This window comes from Cocleimonas sp. KMM 6892, from assembly GCF_035798195.1.
GTDB classification, from domain to species: domain Bacteria; phylum Pseudomonadota; class Gammaproteobacteria; order Thiotrichales; family Thiotrichaceae; genus Cocleimonas; species Cocleimonas flava.
The window spans coordinates 78,123-95,744 of record NZ_JAPFBV010000004.1 but is presented as its reverse complement, the minus strand read 5'-3'; the positions used below and the strand labels follow the sequence as shown (position 1 = coordinate 95,744).

Below are 17,622 nucleotides of genomic sequence, written 5' to 3'. Positions count from 1 at the left end.
TGTTTTTACTAATGTCTTTATTGATGTTTTTATTGATCTAGCCAGTCATTCTGTAAAAAAAAGCCCCCAAAGTAGGGGGGTGCCAATATAAAAAATTCATTACGGTTAGCGCTATTTATTGTCCTGTATATAGTGCTGTATTAAGTCCGCTCGCAAAATCTCTGTTTGATTATTAATATTAATTTCATCTTCTTTTATTAATATGACTAAACTCATTAGTATGGGTAATCTATACATCTAAAAAAAAGATACGGAGTTTTATGACATTTGATCAAATGATAATAAGCGGCATTTTAGTAGTCGCACTGCTTCTTTTTGCCTGGGGGCGTTGGCGTTATGATTTAGTGGCCATGTTCTGTTTGATCGTGGCAGTTCTGTTTGGTGTGATTCCTGAAGAGGAGGCATTTACCGGCTTTGGCCATTCGGCTGTGGTTACGGTAGCGGCGGTGCTGATTTTGTCACAAGGTTTACAGAATGCGGGAGTAGTGAGCTTAATTACGGAGAAGATGAAGCTCATCAAATTTACTCCTTTTTCCTTACTCGCCACAATAACCGCGGTTGTTACGGTACTTTCTGCATTTATGAATAATGTCGGTGCATTGGCGTTAATGCTACCGATTACGATGGTGGCAGCGAAGGAATATGATATTCCACCTGCGCGTTTACTCATGCCGCTTGCATTTGGCAGTATTCTGGGTGGATTGACCACACTGATTGGTACGCCACCGAATATTATTATCGCGGCTTATCGGGCAAAAGTAACAGGCGAAGAATACGCCATGTTCGATTTTTCACCTGTCGGTGTTCCGGTCGCTATAGCAGGTGTGTTGTTTATTGTATTTATTGGTTGGCGTTTAATTCCTTCTGGTCGAATGACTAAAAACGCGTCGATAAATCTATTTGAAATCAATTCTTATCTCACCGAAATTCAGGTAAAAAAAGACAGCAAGTACATTGGCTCCAGACTGAAAGATTTACCCATGTTCAAAGGGCAGGATAGAACTGAAATCCTCGGCGTGGCGACACCATCAACCTATGCACGCAATGTAAACTTGACTTATAAAATTGCCGAAGATGATATTTTTATCATCCGTGCAGATCCAATAGAAATCAAGCCGCTGCTGGATAACCACGATTTTGAGTTACTCAATAGCGCGACGCATATCTACGACGAGCCAGACGAGCATACAACCATTCTTATGGAAGGGGTGATTACGCACGGGTCTCCTCTGGTAGGGCGAGATATCCGTTACTTCAGACGTTTATCGGGACGTTCTATCGCGCTGGTTGGTTTGGCACGAGACGGCGAAAGCGTGGTGAGTCGACTCCGTCAACTGGTATTCAAGTCAGGAGATGTGTTGCTGATACAAGGGCACGAAGAAACCATCGATGAACAATTCACCCAGATCGGTTTATTGCCATTAGCGCCACGTGCGATAGAGCTGGATAGAAGTCGAAAGGTGGTATTGGCAATGACGACTTTTGTTGGTGCAATCATTTTGGCGATGACCAATCTGGTTTCCTTACCGATCGCTTTTATACTTGCCGTGATGGTTTACGTGTTAACCGGTATTGTTCGCGTGCGTGAAGTCTATGAGCAAATAGATTGGGCGGTGCTGGTGTTATTGGCGGCGATGATTCCCGTCGGCAATGCTCTGGATTCTACCCATACCACCAAGCTAATCGCAGAAACCATGCTGGATCTTGTGGGTACGGATTCTCCAATCATTGTTTTGACGCTGATTTTAATCATCACCATGTTACTTTCCAGTGTGGTGAATAATGCCGCCACCGCCTTGGTTATGGCGCCAATTTCGGTTGCTGCAGCACAAACCATGGGAGTAAATATCGATGGGTTTTTGATGGCAGTCGCCGTCGGGGCGTCTTGTGCGTTTTTGACTCCTGTCGGGCATCAATCGAATACGCTGGTGATGGGGCCGGGTGGCTATCAATTTGGTGATTACTGGCGCATGGGCTTGCCGCTTGAAATTCTGATTATTGTCATTACTATTCCATTGATTTTATTGGCCTGGCCGCTATAGACTTAAGCTGTATCGGTTATTCTTAATACGTTATTGGGTAATCATGGCTTTTGTCATTGAAAAAAACGCCTCAAAGTAGGGGGGTGTATAAACCATTTAAGTAAGAACATTAAACATCTAGAAGGAATCGAATAATGACGTTTGTAGTGACAGAAGATTGCATCAAGTGCAAATACACAGACTGTGTCGACGTTTGCCCGGTTGAGTGTTTTCACGAAGGTCCCGAAATGTTGGTGATAGATCCAGAGGAATGCATCGACTGTGCCTTGTGTGTGCCCGAATGCCCGATCGATGCTATTTTTGATGAAGTCGACTTACCCGATGATCAATTAAAATTTATAAAAATAAACGCAGATCTATCCACCGAATGGCCGGTAATCGAAGGCATGATTCCTGCACCTGAAGACGCCGAAGAATGGGAAGGCGTACCCGATAAAATTCAGTATTTGGCTGAATTTTTAGAGGATATGGAAGAAGATTAAGGGGAAGTCATTGATCGTTATGTGAAAAAACTCGCTTCGAAAAAACCTAGCCTGCAAGAAGCTTGTGGTTAATATATAATGCCCGAACAATATAATAATTCTAAATCTATAAAAACTGGGCGCTATTAAGAAAAGATACACTTTAATCAGCAACTAAATCTCAATCTTGAGGCGTTCTTACCTTTATATATTAACGTGAGGATAAGATGAAAAAAAAGCACATCAGTTTAGCTCTATTGTTGATACCAGTTGTTGCATACGCAGCAGCAACGCTACGCACCAGTTCTGGATTTTATTATCCCAGTGATAAAACTCACGCAGAATCGAGTTATATCGGTTTCGGCGATGCAAATGTAAATTTCGGGAACAGATGCCATCTAGCAAACGATTATAATCTGGCAGAAGGAAGTCCCGTCTATGCCGTCGGTTTAGGTGTGGTAGAAAGCACTTCAACATCAATCCCTTTTTATGGGGGCGATGATGGTACGCCAGGTGGTGTCGTCGTTGTTAAATATACCAAATCTGATGATACTTTCTTTTACGCCTTATATGGTCATATCAAAAACTTCACCGTTAACGCGGGGGATACGGTAACCGGAGGACAAAAAATAGCAGAAGTTGGCGCCTATACATCGGGTGGCAGTGCGCTTCCGCACTTACATTTTGGTATTAGTAATTCATCGCCAAGTCTGGAAGGTTATACCCCTTCGACCGCATGTACTGATTACCTGGGCTATGTTGACCCAGAGCCCTATCTAATCGCTAATTCACCTAAGTTAAGCCCCGCTGAAACGTGTGTTGCCGTTGATGATGCCGATGACACATTGGTAAATACTATTCTAACAACTGCCAGTGTATTGGCGAATGACACCGATACTGATGGCGATACATTAACCGTATCAACAGCTGATACGACATCGGCTAATGGTCAGACGATTACCAATAACGGCGACGGCACCTTTACTTATACGCCCGCAATAGATTTTGTAGGAACGGATTCTTTCAACTACACCGTTACGGATAGCAATGGTTGTAATGATGAGGCTGTTTTTACAATTTCTGTCAAAGCGGATTCAGATACAACGGATTCGGAGTCGAGTAGTTCTGGCGGAGGAAGCCTGAATACTATGGGTTTGATTTCATTATTGGGATTACTGTTAATCAGGCGTTTCAGAAAGTTAAGCCTCAAGTAAAAGATGTAATACGAACACTGCAATACAAACACTCATTGAGGTTTACTTAAAACAAAGAGGTGTATTTTATTTTTGATACACCTCTTTTCTAATCCTTTTCTAATCCTTTTCTAACTCATTTCAAAACCTCTTTTCTAAGCAGTTTTTCTATATTTCCCGCTCGGTTATTTTCAGCCCACAAATTCAGGGTATATTCGCGCTGTCGGATTGTAAAAATAGATTAAGTATATAAATACTGTAAAAATAAGTAATTATGGGCATAATCTCGGGAATTAATTTAATGGATATTTTGATATAAAAGGAGATCAAATGAAGCTTAATTCACAAAAAGGGCTTATCTCAGCTCTAGCTATTAGTGTGCTACTTATCGGCTGTGGTGGCACTAAAACGGATGAAATCAAACAAGTTGTTACGCAAAAAGCATCTACAGCTAATAGCGCTGCCAGCTTTCAAAAAATAGATGTTGTCGTGGGTGATGGATCAGTCGCGACCGCTGGGCAAACAGTTTCTGTTCATTATACTGGTTGGTTATACGAGCCTGACGCTTCTGATAATCATGGCACAAAATTCGATAGCTCTGTAGATCGTGGTCAACCATTTCAGTTTCCTTTAGGCGGCGGTCGCGTTATCAAAGGCTGGGATCAAGGTGTTGAAGGAATGAAAGTTGGCGGAAAACGCACCCTTATTATTCCACCAGAAATGGGTTATGGCGCACGTGGTGCTGGGCGCGTTATTCCGCCTAATGCTACCTTGATTTTCGACGTTGAATTACTTGGCGTTGAATAGATAATTTATTATCAAATTCAGATGCCTATAGAAAAAACTGCTGTAAGTAGGGGGGTGGTATTTCATATCGCTCCCTTGCTTAATTATTGAATTATTTAATTAATTTGAGGTTTAGTCGAAAAAAAACAACATTCTGTGAACAAATCCACTGAAATCAATCACTAAGATTATATTGTACGACAAATATAAAAAATCACAGGGATTTTGGTAAAACTTCAGCAGATGTTAATTAATAATAAAAAAATTAAAGGAATAAAGAATGGCCATATTTTGGGCATATTCCTGTCTGCACTTTTGATAAGTGCCTGCAACAATGATGATAGTAGCGCAGACTCTGACAGTCACACCGCCAAGCCTCAATCTTTACTATCCACATCTGTTAATTCGACGACAGATCATAGCAGTAACAGCACCAGTAACAACTCAGAAAAAGACGCAGAAAAGCACAATGATCCAAATGAAATAAAAACCTGGCATGGTCAGGATTTTGGTTTTGTATCAGAAGATCATCCTGCCATTAACAAAATCGAAGCACTGATTGCGCTGGGTAAAATTAATGCGGCTACGATTAGTTATCGCAATACATCGACGTTTTTGAGTAGTCAGGCGAGTGATAGCGATGTAAATTTATGGAGTAATCACGCGGCTGCGAGTATCAACGAAGATGTGTTAGCTATTTATGATTCTCTCGAATTGGTTTTTAGAAATAATAATATCAAACCCTTCAAAGAGTCACTGGAGCAACTAGCCAAACCAGAAACGATTGAGATTTACACCCGCAACAGTAATGACAATAGTATTCGCCAACAAAAAAATGAGATCACACAGGCTTCACGTATCATTTCGGCATCTATCTCAAATGCTATTTCAGTATTAGAACCTTCGCGCAAAGAATACATTCTTGCAGGATCAGTAATGCTCAATGAGAGTGGTAAAAATTTACAGGAAGCTTTGTCTAAAGATGGCATGATTACTAATCCTAGTAAGCATCAGCTCGGGATTAGCCAGATAGATGGCGCCTTAAGCCTCATCCCTAAATTTGCTATTGATCAGTGTGAGAAGCAGCGCCAGATATCTCAGGCGTATCGAGATAACACCAACGAAATCGTAGAACAGTTAACGTCTTTTGATAACAAACCGGCGCAAGCGGATGTGAATGATATTTATGCATTGGCTAAGAAAACTGAAGATATGGCAAAAACCTTACCTGAGAAAGATCTGGATATTTGTAAATAAGGTTTTGTGGTTTAGTGTTCGACCTTTATTACGTATTTAACGTATTTAATTTTTTCAAGTTAAACAAATTAGAATCTGCTTAAACGCTCAGGTCGTTTTTAAAACTCAAACAGTTTATAAGTATTTCTGGGCCATTTAATCCTGAGATCGGTTGATTTTCTGCCTTTTTTATTAATCTGGTTCTATACTGTTTTTAATCACCGTTTTTGATGATCTATTTTTAATGATCTATTTTAATGACCTATCGATTTAAGCCAGAAAATAAATGACAGATAGGTATGGGCAATTTAATAATAATTTTAAATGTAGTTGGTTATGAATGAGTAAGCGACATATTGTTTTTGTACCGGGGAAGAATCCTAAACCTCCTGCTGACCTGCATCAGAATTTGCTTTGGCAAACATTGGTCGAAGGCGTCAGAAGAGTGGAACCAGATGTGGCTGAAGATCTAGCTGCACACGATGAATATTTCAAATTCATCAACTGGAATTACACTTATTATCAAAGCCGCGAAGATATCGAAACACATAGACCCTGGGTTGAGAAAATGCTGGAGAAGGGCGGCCCCAGTGATCTGGATATAGAACAGGCAAATGCATGGCGACACCGTCTTGATATGTTTATGTACAACACGGTGGACAGTTCGCCGGTATTACTACGCTTGTTGCGGGGTAAATTAAAAGAGACTGCGCTAGACACAAATCGTTATTTTGAAAATGAAGACAAAATAGCGAGTCATATTCGTGAACAACTCAAAGAAGAACTTAGGCCATTATTAGAAAAGGGCCATAAGGTATTACTCATTGGTCATAGCATGGGCACCATCATTAGTTATGACACACTGTGGGCATTGTCTAATCTGGAACATTTACCGGGCAAGGTTGATTTGTTTTTAACCCTGGGCAGTCCATTGGGAATGAATTATGTGCAATCCCGTTTAATGGGTAATCACATGTCTGGCGAGCATAAATACCCTAGCAATATTCGCTATTGGATAAATATCGCTGCAGACGGAGACTTGATTGCGCTTGATCGCTTTCTGGCTAATGACTATAAAAGAATGGTCGATTACGGAATATTAGAAGCCATTGAAGACCAGTCAGAAGGTGTTTATAACTATTTTCATGATGAATCAGGTTTAAATTGTCACCGTTCCTACGGCTATCTTATCAATCATAAAGTCAGCCAGGTCATTGCAAATTGGTGGCAGAGTACTGAATAGAAGCAATAATTTCACAACAGTCTAATCTACTGATTATAGACATTTGTCATTTTTTAAAACCTTTAGTGGCGCTATCCTTTAATTATTCAGTACCCGATTGTAGGTCTGACAAGTAGAGGATTTAATGATGAAAAAACAATTTCTTGATAAACCCATATCTAATACCAAAAACACGAAAATAACGACCACGATGGTTAAGCTCATGGGTGGTGGTTTAATCGCTGCGACGATGTTTGGCGCTGTAACTGGTTGTAGTAATGGTAGCGGTAGCACCGTTGTGACAGCCGCTGCGCCTGCTCCTTATTATTATCCATACGACTATTATTATTACCCTTATTCTCGGGTTTATTTCAGTATTTCAACGGGCTATTACTATTACCCAGATGGAACTAACTGGATTAAGGTTAGGACGTTACCCCCTCATTTTCGTTTAAACCCAGTAAATCGTGTAACGGTTAGATTAAAAACGAATCAACCTCCGTATAGATTCCATAATGTTCATCGCAAACAATATGTTCCACGTTCAAGGGTACGGGTTGATCCTAGAAGAGATAGAATTGAACGTAATGCCAATCTTAACAGGTACAAAAACTACCGCAGGCGTTAAAATTTGATATTTTATTCGACTTTTATTTGTCATTTATATGTCATCTTTTCATAGACTAATCCGACTTTGTAGAGAGTGGGGTTAGTTAGATGTTGTGAAGAAATTAACGATTCCTCACTTGAATCGTTAGGCGTTACAGTTATTTATAAAAAGTAAATTACAAATCAATTACATTTTCATCTAAGCTATTAGAAGAGACAAGTAGAAGAGACAAGTAGAAGAGAACATGTAGAAGAGAACAAGTTTAATCGATGTTACAGTCTCGTTTATCAAATTCGAAGTTGGAGGAAGTATGAATAAGTGGTTTAAATCTCTTAGTGGTACATTACTGGCAGTTATTCTGTTGTTTGGAGTAACAGCGTGTGATGACACAACGGTCCGATCGCCTTCTTATGGCTCGTCTTATTATCAGCCTTACGATTACTACTATTACCCACAATCCAGAATCTATCTGAATATTTCAACGGGTTATTATTTTTACCCTTATAAAAACCGCTGGCGAAAAGTCAGGTCACTTCCTCGCAGCTATCACCTTGATCGTCGAGACCGTGTAAAGATTCGAATCAAGTCGAAAGACCGTCCTTATGCTAGGCATAGTGAACACCGCAAGAAATATGTACCACGCAGATATAATCGTGACCAGCGTTATTACCGTGATAAAAACAAATACAAGAATCGTACTAAGGTTAAGGTAAAAAGCACTTACGATTATTACTATTACCCGGGATCAAGGGTTTATTACAATGCAAAATCCGGGTATTACTACTACCCAGGTCGTAAGTCTTGGAAGCGTACTAAACGTGTTCCTAAAAACTATCGTTTGAATCATAAGGAACGCGTAAAAGTAAAAGTAAAATCAAGAGATAAGCCTTATCTAAACCATAGTGTGCATCGTGCCCGTTATGTTCCCCGTAAAAATTACAATAAGAATAAAGTAATAAAACGGAGTGTTTTTAATCGCAAAGTTAAAGATTATGAAAAAGGTGGCATGTAAACCAAGCAATAACTAGTAGATCAATACAAAATGGTTATTATTTTTTACAACAATAAATCCCCTACCTGTATGACACGAGTAGGGGGTCTTTACCAATTACAGTTAACGCTTATCACAAACATTATTAACTGATCTTTGATAATGATCATCTTTTATAACTAACTTCTTATATGACAGAAACCACACATTCCTTCTTATCTCGCTGTATTTTGTCGATCGTTCTACTTCTAGGTTTAACATTCTCAGCAAGCTCAATACACGCGGATGCCATCAATGATTTACTGGGTGGTGCAAAAGCAACGAGTAGTGAGGAAGAAACCAGTACTAAAGTCATAACTACTGATGATACCCGTGTCAGTGATCGAAAAATCCGCAGCCGTTTAAGTGAAATTTTTGCAGAACTGGATACGCTCGATAAATTAAACATAGACGTCAATAAAGGTGTAGTAACACTTAGCGGTGAAGTTTCTTCTTCTACGGTTGAGGCAAAAGCCAATAGCCTTGCAAAAAAAGTTGAAGGCGTTGTCGAAGTTGAAAATGAGATTACCGTCACCCAAAGCGTTGAAAAACGTCTGGAAACCACCTGGAATAAAAGTACCGCATTAGGTAATAAAATTATCACCGCATTGCCATTATTAGTCTTGGCGTTTACGGTTTTCATCATAATGTGGTTTATTGGACGGTGGATATCTCGCCGGGAAAAGTTATATAGCTATTTCACCAAAAATGCCTTTATTGCCAATCTCTTAGGTCAGATTACTCACCTGATTTTTATCGTCATTGGGTTGGTGTTGGCATTATCTTTACTCGATGCGACGGCTTTACTGGGCACTATTATGGGGGCCGCAGGTATCTTTGGTTTAGCCATTGGTTTTGCCGTTCGTGACACTGTTGAAAACTACATTGCCAGTATTTTATTAAGCTTGAGAAATCCGTTTCAGGTTAAAGATTTTGTGGATATCAATGGTAATCAGGGGAGCGTTGCGCGCTTAACTTCTCGAGCGACCATCTTGATTACAGCTGATGGAAATCATTTACGCATACCAAATTCTGAAGTGTATAAAGCGGTTATTGTAAACTTCACCCGAAATTCAGAAAGGCGTTTTACTTTTGATATCGGTGTCGATGCGGCTCAGGATTTGACTGAAGCACAGCAACTAGCGGTTAATACCCTGATTCAAATAGAAGGCGTTCTTGATGATCCTAAACCAATGGCGTTAATCGAAGAATTAGGTGATTTTAATGTTCTTTTGCGCATTTATGGCTGGGTTGATCAGGATCATTTCAGTTTTTCCAAGGTGCGCAGTGAAGCGATTAAAAAATCAAAACAGGCCTTCGATGATGCCGATATCATCATGCCAGAACCAATTTATCAGGTGCGGATGACAGACAATACCAGCGCGTCATCAACCAAGAAAAAGCAAACAATCAAACCTGCAACTAAAGCTAAACGTATTAGTGATGAAACGGTAGATTTAAAGCCAGATGATACCGCTATCGATCAAATAGAAGAGGAGTTTGCTGAAGGCGATCAGCAAAACCTGTTGAGTGAACAAGCACCTAACGAATAAAGCATTTCTTTAATAGACGGGACATGTTTTGAAGTTTTCAAGAGAAAAAATTATTGCTTCTTGTAAGGTCAGCATTTAGCTCATTGAAAATACACCCCCCCACTTTGAGGGGTTTTTTATCATAGAAGCACTAAGCGGCTACTATCACAGCTTCTCTATAATCAGATAACTTAACTCTATGCATCATCATCTCGCTGAAATTATCGCCTCTATACTTATCGTGGGTATTGCCCTGCAATGGATAGGTTGGCGCTTAAAAATTCCTGCGCTGATTTTGTTGATAATTGCAGGCTTCATCATGGGGCCTTTGACTGGCTGGCTGAAACCCAGTGAAGATTTTGGTGATTTACTGCAACCGCTGATTTCACTGAGTGTTGCCGTTATTTTATTCGAAGGTGGCTTGAATTTACGTTGGCATGAATTAAAGGCGAACACTCATGTTATATATCGTCTAGTCACGTGGAATGTCGTTTTAACCTTTCTGTTTGGCAGTTTGGCTGCACATTACCTGGTCGGCTTGTCATGGACGGTGGCGTTAATGTTTGGTGCCATTATCATTGTCACTGGCCCTACCGTCATCATGCCGTTGTTAAAGCAGGCAAATCTCAGGAAAAAACCAGCTGCACTTTTACGCTGGGAAGGTATCGTTAACGACCCTATTGGTGCGTTGCTGGTGGTACTGATTTATGGTTATTACGTGCAATCGGAAGGTGATACCTTAGCTACAGGCATTCTGGGTGGTCTGGCAATTAGCCTTGTCGTTTCCGTCGCTTTGGGTGTTGGCATTGGTTTGTTTATCGCACGAGCTTTTCGACAGGGAAGTGTGCCCGAATACTTAAAGTCACCGTTGATTTTAATCGCTGTTGTTCTGGTTTATACCATCGCTAATAGAGTGCAAAGCGAAGCAGGGCTTTTGGCAACCACGATACTTGGAATCACGCTGGCGAATCAGAATTTGAGCACCTTGCATGAACTGAAACGCTTCAAAGAATATGTCACCATCTTGCTTGTGTCTTCGACTTTCATTGTTCTAACTGCCGACATCCAGCCTGAAATTTTGCAGCGTTTGGGTTGGCAAAGCTGGGTGTTACTGGCGCTGGTGATATTTGTGTTTAGACCCTTGGCTATTTATATTTCAACCATCGGCACAGATATCAGTAAACAAGAAAGATTATTGATTATGTGGATTGCTCCACGAGGCATTGTTGCCGCCGCGGTTGCCGGTTTATTTGGTTCGCAACTGGCGCAAAAAGGGTATGAAGGTGCAGAACTCTTGTTGCCTCTGGTTTTTGCTCTGATCATTTTAACCGTCACCATGCACGGCCTAAGCATTGGCTGGATTGCGCGAAAGTTGAATCTGGCTTCAGCACACCCCGATGGAATATTGATTGTTGGAGCTTCACTCTGGAGTACCGGCTTGGCCGCTGAATTACAGAAAAACGATGTGCCAGTGATGGTGATTGATACCCGCTGGAAACATTTGAAAGCCGCCAGAATGCAAAATATACCGACCCATTATGGTGAAATCTTATCTGAAACCACCGAAGAGGTTCTGGAATTATCCAATATTACCAAACTTGTCGCTGTAACCCCCAATGAAGCCTATAACACCTTGATTTGTAGTCGCTTTGCGCCGGAACTCGGTCATCATAATGTCTATGAAATGGGGTGGAAAAATATTGTACGAGAAGGCGACGGCAAGGAAAAAGACTCGAGGAAAGTGCCTAGTCAATCCATTCGAGGTGACAGTTTGTTTGATGGTCAAATCTCCTATGAAGAATTTAGAGATTCGTTTGCGCATGGCTGGCAGTTTGAAAGTACCCCGCTGACAGAGAAGTACGGTATCGATAATGTGTTAGAAGACAAACCAGAAGGAACGATGCTAATAGCAGCTCTGGATGAAGCAGGGCACGTGCAATTATACCCGTGGGATAAAGATCTGGATGCAGACGATTTCAGTGTTGTGATTAGCTATGTTCCCGATAAAAAGGGCGAAGAAGTTGAGTCTAAAAAGAGTAAAAAAGGGAGTAAATCTTAGACACTCGCTACCATCGACCATAGCGATTAATATCATAAATACCCGACTCTAAGGGTTGTTCTGTTTGCATGTTCTCGGTAAATCCGTGTAACACATTCCAGAAATCAGGGCTCATGCGTCGCACTCCCCATTTTTCTATCAGTTGATTGAAGGTTTTTTCCGAGCCTACTTTTTCGAGTTGTGCGACGAACGCATCAATCTCGGTGATTTTGAGATTGAACATCAGGTTTGGATAGCTGCCAATGAGCTTGGGTAAAATGGTTAATGTATCTAATTCTTCCTGATAACGTAATTTCTCACCGAGCATAAATGACACGCTACTGTGGCGTCTATTTCTTAATAGTGAATAGCTTTGCACTTGCTGGTCAGGCAGTTCTACCCGAACAAAGCTTACCTCTGGTAACCATTCAATAGCAGCCAGTTTTTTGGCGGGTATCGCTGCAATTTGAGACAGACTTAAATTGACTTTATCTGTTGCTGATTTTTTACTTAACGTGTCTCTACACGCTGTATCACAGCGGTTAATCGTATCCTGTTTTTTGGTTAATTGAGGGTATTGATCTAATAGTGACTGCAAAACTTCAGAGTAAGTATCCTTAGTTTTGTAACGAATAGCCGTCGGGGATTTATCATCAAGTTCATGATACGTAATTTCCGTTTTAATTTTCGCAGCTGACTGATACCAACTCTCGTAGGTTTTTTCGCGGGATTCAGGAGGTAGTAATCGCAAAAAATTCACTTCTGCGCCATTGCGGATTAAATCAAAATAAAGACGCGTTTGTGCCTGATGAGAAACATTGCCAAACACATCGAAACTGGCAACCAATTCATAATAGGTACGCTCAAATAAAGGGTAATCCATCATCCATGTGGTTAGCGGGATTTCACCTAACCAGCCGGTCGTTACTGATGCACTGTCATGGTGTCGAAAAATACTCAAGAATGCATTTTCATTGGTTTTATCGCCATTCCAGATATGTTGTGTCGTCGCACCTTGAGGGTAAGTTTTACGGTATTGTTTTTCTCGGGTATTCAGGTACTTATTGCGCTTATCACTGTATTTAAACCATTCTGTACCTAAATCGCTAAGGGATGTTTTTTCACCCGGTAAACCCAGATATGCATTCACTGAGTTTTGGTATTCGTCATTATTGGTATAAATCTCGTATTTGGGGTTTTCAAACATCACCCAGAATTGATCGCGAATGACGTTGGTGGCGATCTGACCACGGCAAACAGGACCTCGAATGAAGTTACGTACAAAATATTCGGCATCATTCAATAAAAATTGATACCTGAGTTTGGCAGGTATCGCTTGATAGGTAATAAAGGGGTTCGACTTCTCCTGATAACTGTAACCAGGTAGCTTATTTACCGTCCACTCAGCTTGAAGAAACAAGTCTTTATACTGCTGTAAACGCTGTTGATCAAACGGGTAGATAATGTGCGTTTTATGCACGATGGTTTCTGCAATCGGAATCAATCGATAGTAAAAAGGCTTTTCGGGATCATCAAACGGCCTCACTGTTTTTACCGGTATAACGGCTTCACCACTGGGTGTGTAAGAGCGTTCTAAGGTATAAAACTGCGTGGTTTGATTGGTCGTATCAGTCTCTGTGTCATCTGTTTGCAGATATAAATGTCCAAGGTATAAATGCTCGTATATATAACGCGCCACTAATTTAGTACGTATGTCGTCACTGTTAAGCCATGTCTCCCATTGCTGGATCAATGCTTTTTCAGATTCAGAAATTTTTATGGATAAAGGCGTAACTTTGGCGCCTTCATCAAGCCACGTAGTCAGGATATTCGCTTCTTTTTGAGAGAGTCCTGTCACTGCCAGAGGCATTCCCCCATGCGGATTATCATCGGCGTATTCTGAAAACTCACCTGTCGTTGGGCAAAAATTATTGCGTTTTAAGCCTAGTTCGATCGAATCTGGTATTTGCTTATTCGCAGGTAGTGGATTCTTCTGCCCAAGCTCAATCATATTGCGCAATAGCGAATTATTTTGTGTCTTGTCTGCAGATACGCTTTTTTCTAAAACAGAGATAAACCCTTTGTTGCGCCATTCTTCAGTGGTTTGAGCATCAACAAATAAACGGGTAGGTGATTCATTTTCTAAGCGTCCGCCATCATAGACTTTAATTTTGCTAGCGCCACGATCAACTCCTTCTGCAGATTGCATTTTTAACTGACAGGGAGCGTCATAGCATGCATGACAAGAGATACATTTGTGTTCGATGATGGGTTTAACGTGTTGCTGAAAATCGTAAGTTTGTTTCTCAGCGACCACTCTGGGAATAGTCTGTGTTTCTGTGTCAGTTTTACAAGATGATAGTAATAAAATGAGTCCAAACAGCAAAAAGGAATGAATAAACATTTTTGTGGTTGTGTTTTTTATCATTGAGTCACTTTCATAGGGTTTCTAATGAGTAGGTTACTGACCAGATTAACAAAAAAGACTCTCATTTGTTTAATCAATTAGCTGTTTGATCAATTCGTTGTTAAATCTCGTGGTTATTCAGTTCACCAGCGAATTCTTACAATGTAAACAATACTTCTGTTTCTAAAATAAAAAAAGTGCCCCAAAGTAGGGGGGTGTCATTATCTATCGACCACTCTATAATTATTAGTATGAATTCAAATACACTTTACGCCCTCGATTTTGACGGGGTCATTTGCCACAGCGCAATTGAAACAGCTGGTACTTCATGGATGGCAGCTCAAGCGCTATGGCCTGATATGCAAGATGAAGCCATTACCGAAGCCCGTATTGAAGCGTTTGTGAAAATGCGCCCATGTCTGGAAGTTGGATACGAAGCGCCTTTGATTATGCGTTTACTCCATCAAAATATCGATTTGGATGTGGAATGCAGTAATTATCATACGCAAATGCAAAATCTACTGACAGAAAATGACTTCAATAAAGATGCGTTACAAATGCTGTTTGGCAGAATCCGCGATAATTTGATTGAACAGGACGAAACGCAGTGGTTATCAAAGAATCCTTTGTTTGATGGCGTTGCAGATAAATTAAGAAACTTGAATAAGGAAGACTGGTTAATCATCACCACCAAACAAGAGCGCTTCGTAAAGAAAACCCTGCAAGGCAATCATATCGAATTGGCTGATGATCGATTGTTTGGCTTAGATAGAAAACTATCGAAACAAGCGGTGCTAGAAAACCTGATTGAAGAATATCCCGAAAGAGAGGTTATCTTTGTCGAGGACCGCTTGCCAACCTTATTAGGTGTTCAAGAAAATCCCGCCTTATCGTCAGTCAAACTGCAATTGGTGGATTGGGGTTACAATACTTCCAGTCAACAGCAAATAGCGCGACAAAATGGTATAGAGGTGATTGATTTAGAGTCGTTTTTAACTGCTGCTAAGGTTTAGTTTAACAAGTAATAATTAACTTAAATAAAATGGCACCCCCCACCTTTGGGGCACTTTTTTAAGGTAATGAATATCTGGGTTATTAACTAGCTTAAGAACTAGATTAAGAGCTATGTTGTTCCAGCATCGCAGTGATTTCGGTATATCCGCGTAATTTTGCAAATTCTAAAGGGGTAATGTCGCCGACTTTAATATCAATCGATGCGCCACGGTCCAGGAGTAATTTTACAACCTTTGGTTCTGCCCCGAATAGAAGTGCGATTCCCAATGCGGTTAAACCTTCTTCATCCATATGATTCATGTCCATGCCCGAATCAGCAATGATCTTAAGGTTTTCGTAGTTTAATCCGCTTGAAATGCCACGTATCAATAAATCTTGTGGATTGCTGGTGACCATTTCTTTATTAAGCATGCTTTTTACGGCTTTATCTAAAGAAGCTTCAATCGCTAAATCCAAGGGTGTTTGACCCACGAATTGGGTGCTTAAGGCAGCACCTCTGTTAATTAGCTCGATTGCTAAATTCTCTTCACTGAAATTTAATGCCGTAATAAGTGGTGTCGAGCCATCCTCAGCCATGTAATTGATATCAGCGCCTTTGTCTAAATAACTCTGAATAGATGACCCATCTGCACCGCTGGTTAATCGCGTTTGAACGGCTTGATAAAGTGATGAAGGTCCGCGTAGTTCATCAGGTATAACAAAATAAAGTGCGCCAACGGCGATAGCGGCTAGTCCTAAAACATAGGCTGGTTTTAATACACTGAATATCTTCTCTGATAGTTTTGCCAGTGCTGATTGATTTGCTTCGTCATCTTTTGCCGGTTCAACATAAGTTTCATCATCTTCTGATGGTTTTTTGAAGCCAAGATATAAGAAAAACAAGCTAGCCAATGCCCAAATACCACCGAGCGCATATGCAATGACGTTTAACTTGGGGTAGAGGAGGAAGGCGGCTCCAATTGCCATAGCCAGACTAATTAATGGCAATATAAGCGGTTGAAAGTTGATATTGAATCTAGGCTTCTTTTTGACTTCTTTATTGGTTTTTACTGTGAATGCGGTAGATGTTGGTATTCCATCTTTATCTCTTTCTGGGCTTGCTTCCGGGGTGCTTTTGACCTCAGACGATTTATTGCTTTCACTGGACGCGTCGTTTTTAAGCGTGAGCTTTTTAATGTAACCCATGCACTCTAATTTTGATTTGGCACTATCAAAGCTAATATTTTCTGTGATCAGCTTTTTCGGCGTTTGATAACTTATTTCCAGGTTGCCATCGACACTGATACTTTTTAGATCCTTAATCGCGACAAATGAAATAACTTTAAAACCTTTTGGGCCAAATATCGTTTTGGGATGACTATTGGCTTTTAATTGAGTTTCAACGTTATCTTGAGAGGCTTCATCCGCAGATGCTACTACAAGTGCTTTACTCGTGAGAATAACGATATTATTTTTTGTAGCACTTTTGTCAAACCAGTATTTCATCGCAACGGAATCCTTATTTTTGTCATTGGATTGGATTGCCTGATATTAACTCTTCGTGACTTAACTGATAATGAATAGAACTGAATAAACGCGCTAAAAAGGGGCTTAAAGGCAATTAAATTCAGTTAAAGTTAATTTAAATATTTTAAAACAATATTTAAAACAATATTTAAAACAAAGCATCTCGAATCTTTTCAAACTCAAAAAATTCCTTTTCATTGAAACCCTCAGTCACCATGATGGAATTTAAGGTTTGCATCAATTTCAATTCAACTTCTGGATAAGCGCCAATTTTCTCTTTTAAGACATCCAGATACGTGTCGAAATCTTTATCGAATTGTGAAGCTTCCCGATGCAATTGATCGATTTCTAGATCGTCCAGAGAAAAATCATTTTTAAAGAAGCTACTGAAGCGTTTTTTCTCTTTTTCAGTCTCTACTTTGTCAGCGTTGATAACATGATAAATCACCACTGCAAAGGCTCTCTGCAAGGTAATATCTTTCTTGTCTAAATGATTTAAATGACCTAATTCGTCGAACCACTCTCTTAGTTTTGAAGGCATTCTT

Annotated in this window: 14 protein-coding genes; 11 read left to right on the top strand and 3 right to left on the bottom strand. The window is 40.3% G+C overall.

Annotation, left to right across the window (positions count from 1 at the left end; all coding sequences use genetic code 11):
* The first annotated feature begins 260 nt into the window (after positions 1 to 260).
* From OO007_RS12085 to OO007_RS12040, 10 genes are all read left to right on the top strand, one after another.
* Positions 261 to 2,042 carry an SLC13 family permease gene (locus OO007_RS12085; protein WP_325808997.1) on the top strand — a complete coding sequence of 594 codons (1,782 nt, stop codon included), beginning with the start codon at positions 261 to 263 and terminating at the stop codon, positions 2,040 to 2,042.
* Between the two features lie 134 nt (positions 2,043 to 2,176).
* Positions 2,177 to 2,524, top strand: coding sequence for a ferredoxin FdxA (fdxA, locus tag OO007_RS12080; RefSeq protein ID WP_325808996.1), 348 nt, complete (start codon positions 2,177 to 2,179; stop codon positions 2,522 to 2,524).
* A gap of 206 nt (positions 2,525 to 2,730) precedes the next feature.
* Positions 2,731 to 3,717, top strand: a complete 987-nt coding sequence (locus OO007_RS12075; protein WP_325808995.1) for a cadherin-like domain-containing protein — start codon at positions 2,731 to 2,733, stop codon at positions 3,715 to 3,717.
* A gap of 309 nt (positions 3,718 to 4,026) precedes the next feature.
* A complete protein-coding gene (locus OO007_RS12070) occupies positions 4,027 to 4,503 on the top strand; it encodes an FKBP-type peptidyl-prolyl cis-trans isomerase (protein WP_325808994.1) in 477 nt (158 codons plus the stop codon).
* 222 nt (positions 4,504 to 4,725) lie between these two features.
* Complete coding sequence (locus OO007_RS12065; protein ID WP_325808993.1) at positions 4,726 to 5,739, top strand: hypothetical protein; 1,014 nt, start codon at positions 4,726 to 4,728, stop codon at positions 5,737 to 5,739.
* Between the two features lie 319 nt (positions 5,740 to 6,058).
* Positions 6,059 to 6,961 (top strand): hypothetical protein, encoded by a 903-nt coding sequence (locus tag OO007_RS12060; RefSeq protein ID WP_131905963.1) that lies wholly within the window; start codon positions 6,059 to 6,061, stop codon positions 6,959 to 6,961.
* Positions 6,962 to 7,088: 127 nt separating this feature from the next.
* Positions 7,089 to 7,568, top strand: a complete 480-nt coding sequence (locus OO007_RS12055; RefSeq protein ID WP_325808992.1) for a hypothetical protein — start codon at positions 7,089 to 7,091, stop codon at positions 7,566 to 7,568.
* 292 nt (positions 7,569 to 7,860) lie between these two features.
* Positions 7,861 to 8,562 (top strand): hypothetical protein, encoded by a 702-nt coding sequence (locus OO007_RS12050; protein ID WP_325808991.1) that lies wholly within the window; start codon positions 7,861 to 7,863, stop codon positions 8,560 to 8,562.
* 170 nt (positions 8,563 to 8,732) lie between these two features.
* Complete coding sequence (locus tag OO007_RS12045; protein ID WP_325808990.1) at positions 8,733 to 10,133, top strand: mechanosensitive ion channel domain-containing protein; 1,401 nt, start codon at positions 8,733 to 8,735, stop codon at positions 10,131 to 10,133.
* A gap of 178 nt (positions 10,134 to 10,311) precedes the next feature.
* Positions 10,312 to 12,171: a cation:proton antiporter gene (locus OO007_RS12040; RefSeq protein ID WP_325808989.1), complete on the top strand. Its 1,860-nt coding sequence runs from the start codon at positions 10,312 to 10,314 to the stop codon at positions 12,169 to 12,171.
* 7 nt (positions 12,172 to 12,178) lie between these two features.
* Here the strand turns inward: OO007_RS12040 and OO007_RS12035 are convergent, their stop codons facing one another.
* Positions 12,179 to 14,578 carry a fatty acid cis/trans isomerase gene (locus tag OO007_RS12035; RefSeq protein ID WP_325808988.1) on the bottom strand — a complete coding sequence of 800 codons (2,400 nt, stop codon included), beginning with the start codon at positions 14,576 to 14,578 and terminating at the stop codon, positions 12,179 to 12,181.
* 230 nt (positions 14,579 to 14,808) lie between these two features.
* Here OO007_RS12035 and OO007_RS12030 point away from each other — a divergent pair, with 230 nt between their 5' ends.
* The gene (locus OO007_RS12030; RefSeq protein ID WP_325808987.1) at positions 14,809 to 15,570 is read left to right on the top strand and encodes an HAD family hydrolase; all 762 of its coding nucleotides are present in this window, start codon (positions 14,809 to 14,811) and stop codon (positions 15,568 to 15,570) included.
* 103 nt (positions 15,571 to 15,673) lie between these two features.
* On the opposite strand, the gene OO007_RS12025 is transcribed toward OO007_RS12030, so the two are convergent.
* Both OO007_RS12025 and OO007_RS12020 read right to left on the bottom strand, forming a co-directional pair.
* Complete coding sequence (locus OO007_RS12025) at positions 15,674 to 17,056, bottom strand: ankyrin repeat domain-containing protein (protein WP_325808986.1); 1,383 nt, start codon at positions 17,054 to 17,056, stop codon at positions 15,674 to 15,676.
* A 169-nt stretch (positions 17,057 to 17,225) separates the two neighbouring features.
* Positions 17,226 to 17,618: a TerB family tellurite resistance protein gene (locus OO007_RS12020; protein ID WP_325808985.1), complete on the bottom strand. Its 393-nt coding sequence runs from the start codon at positions 17,616 to 17,618 to the stop codon at positions 17,226 to 17,228.
* Positions 17,619 to 17,622: the final 4 nt, after the last annotated feature.

Excerpts from the sequence above, each read along its gene's own strand:
- OO007_RS12025 (WP_325808986.1), bottom strand. The coding sequence starts at position 17,056 with ATGAAATACTGGTTTGACAAAAGTGCTACAAAAAATAATATCGTTATT.
- OO007_RS12055 (WP_325808992.1), top strand. The coding sequence starts at position 7,089 with ATGAAAAAACAATTTCTTGATAAACCCATATCTAATACCAAAAACACG.
- OO007_RS12065 (WP_325808993.1), top strand. The coding sequence starts at position 4,726 with ATGTTAATTAATAATAAAAAAATTAAAGGAATAAAGAATGGCCATATT.
- OO007_RS12075 (WP_325808995.1), top strand. The coding sequence starts at position 2,731 with ATGAAAAAAAAGCACATCAGTTTAGCTCTATTGTTGATACCAGTTGTT.
- OO007_RS12030 (WP_325808987.1), top strand. The coding sequence starts at position 14,809 with ATGAATTCAAATACACTTTACGCCCTCGATTTTGACGGGGTCATTTGC.
- OO007_RS12035 (WP_325808988.1), bottom strand. The coding sequence starts at position 14,578 with ATGATAAAAAACACAACCACAAAAATGTTTATTCATTCCTTTTTGCTG.
- OO007_RS12020 (WP_325808985.1), bottom strand. The coding sequence starts at position 17,618 with ATGCCTTCAAAACTAAGAGAGTGGTTCGACGAATTAGGTCATTTAAAT.
- fdxA (WP_325808996.1), top strand. The coding sequence starts at position 2,177 with ATGACGTTTGTAGTGACAGAAGATTGCATCAAGTGCAAATACACAGAC.
- OO007_RS12045 (WP_325808990.1), top strand. The coding sequence starts at position 8,733 with ATGACAGAAACCACACATTCCTTCTTATCTCGCTGTATTTTGTCGATC.
- OO007_RS12085 (WP_325808997.1), top strand. The coding sequence starts at position 261 with ATGACATTTGATCAAATGATAATAAGCGGCATTTTAGTAGTCGCACTG.
- OO007_RS12060 (WP_131905963.1), top strand. The coding sequence starts at position 6,059 with ATGAGTAAGCGACATATTGTTTTTGTACCGGGGAAGAATCCTAAACCT.
- OO007_RS12050 (WP_325808991.1), top strand. The coding sequence starts at position 7,861 with ATGAATAAGTGGTTTAAATCTCTTAGTGGTACATTACTGGCAGTTATT.
- OO007_RS12070 (WP_325808994.1), top strand. The coding sequence starts at position 4,027 with ATGAAGCTTAATTCACAAAAAGGGCTTATCTCAGCTCTAGCTATTAGT.
- OO007_RS12040 (WP_325808989.1), top strand. The coding sequence starts at position 10,312 with ATGCATCATCATCTCGCTGAAATTATCGCCTCTATACTTATCGTGGGT.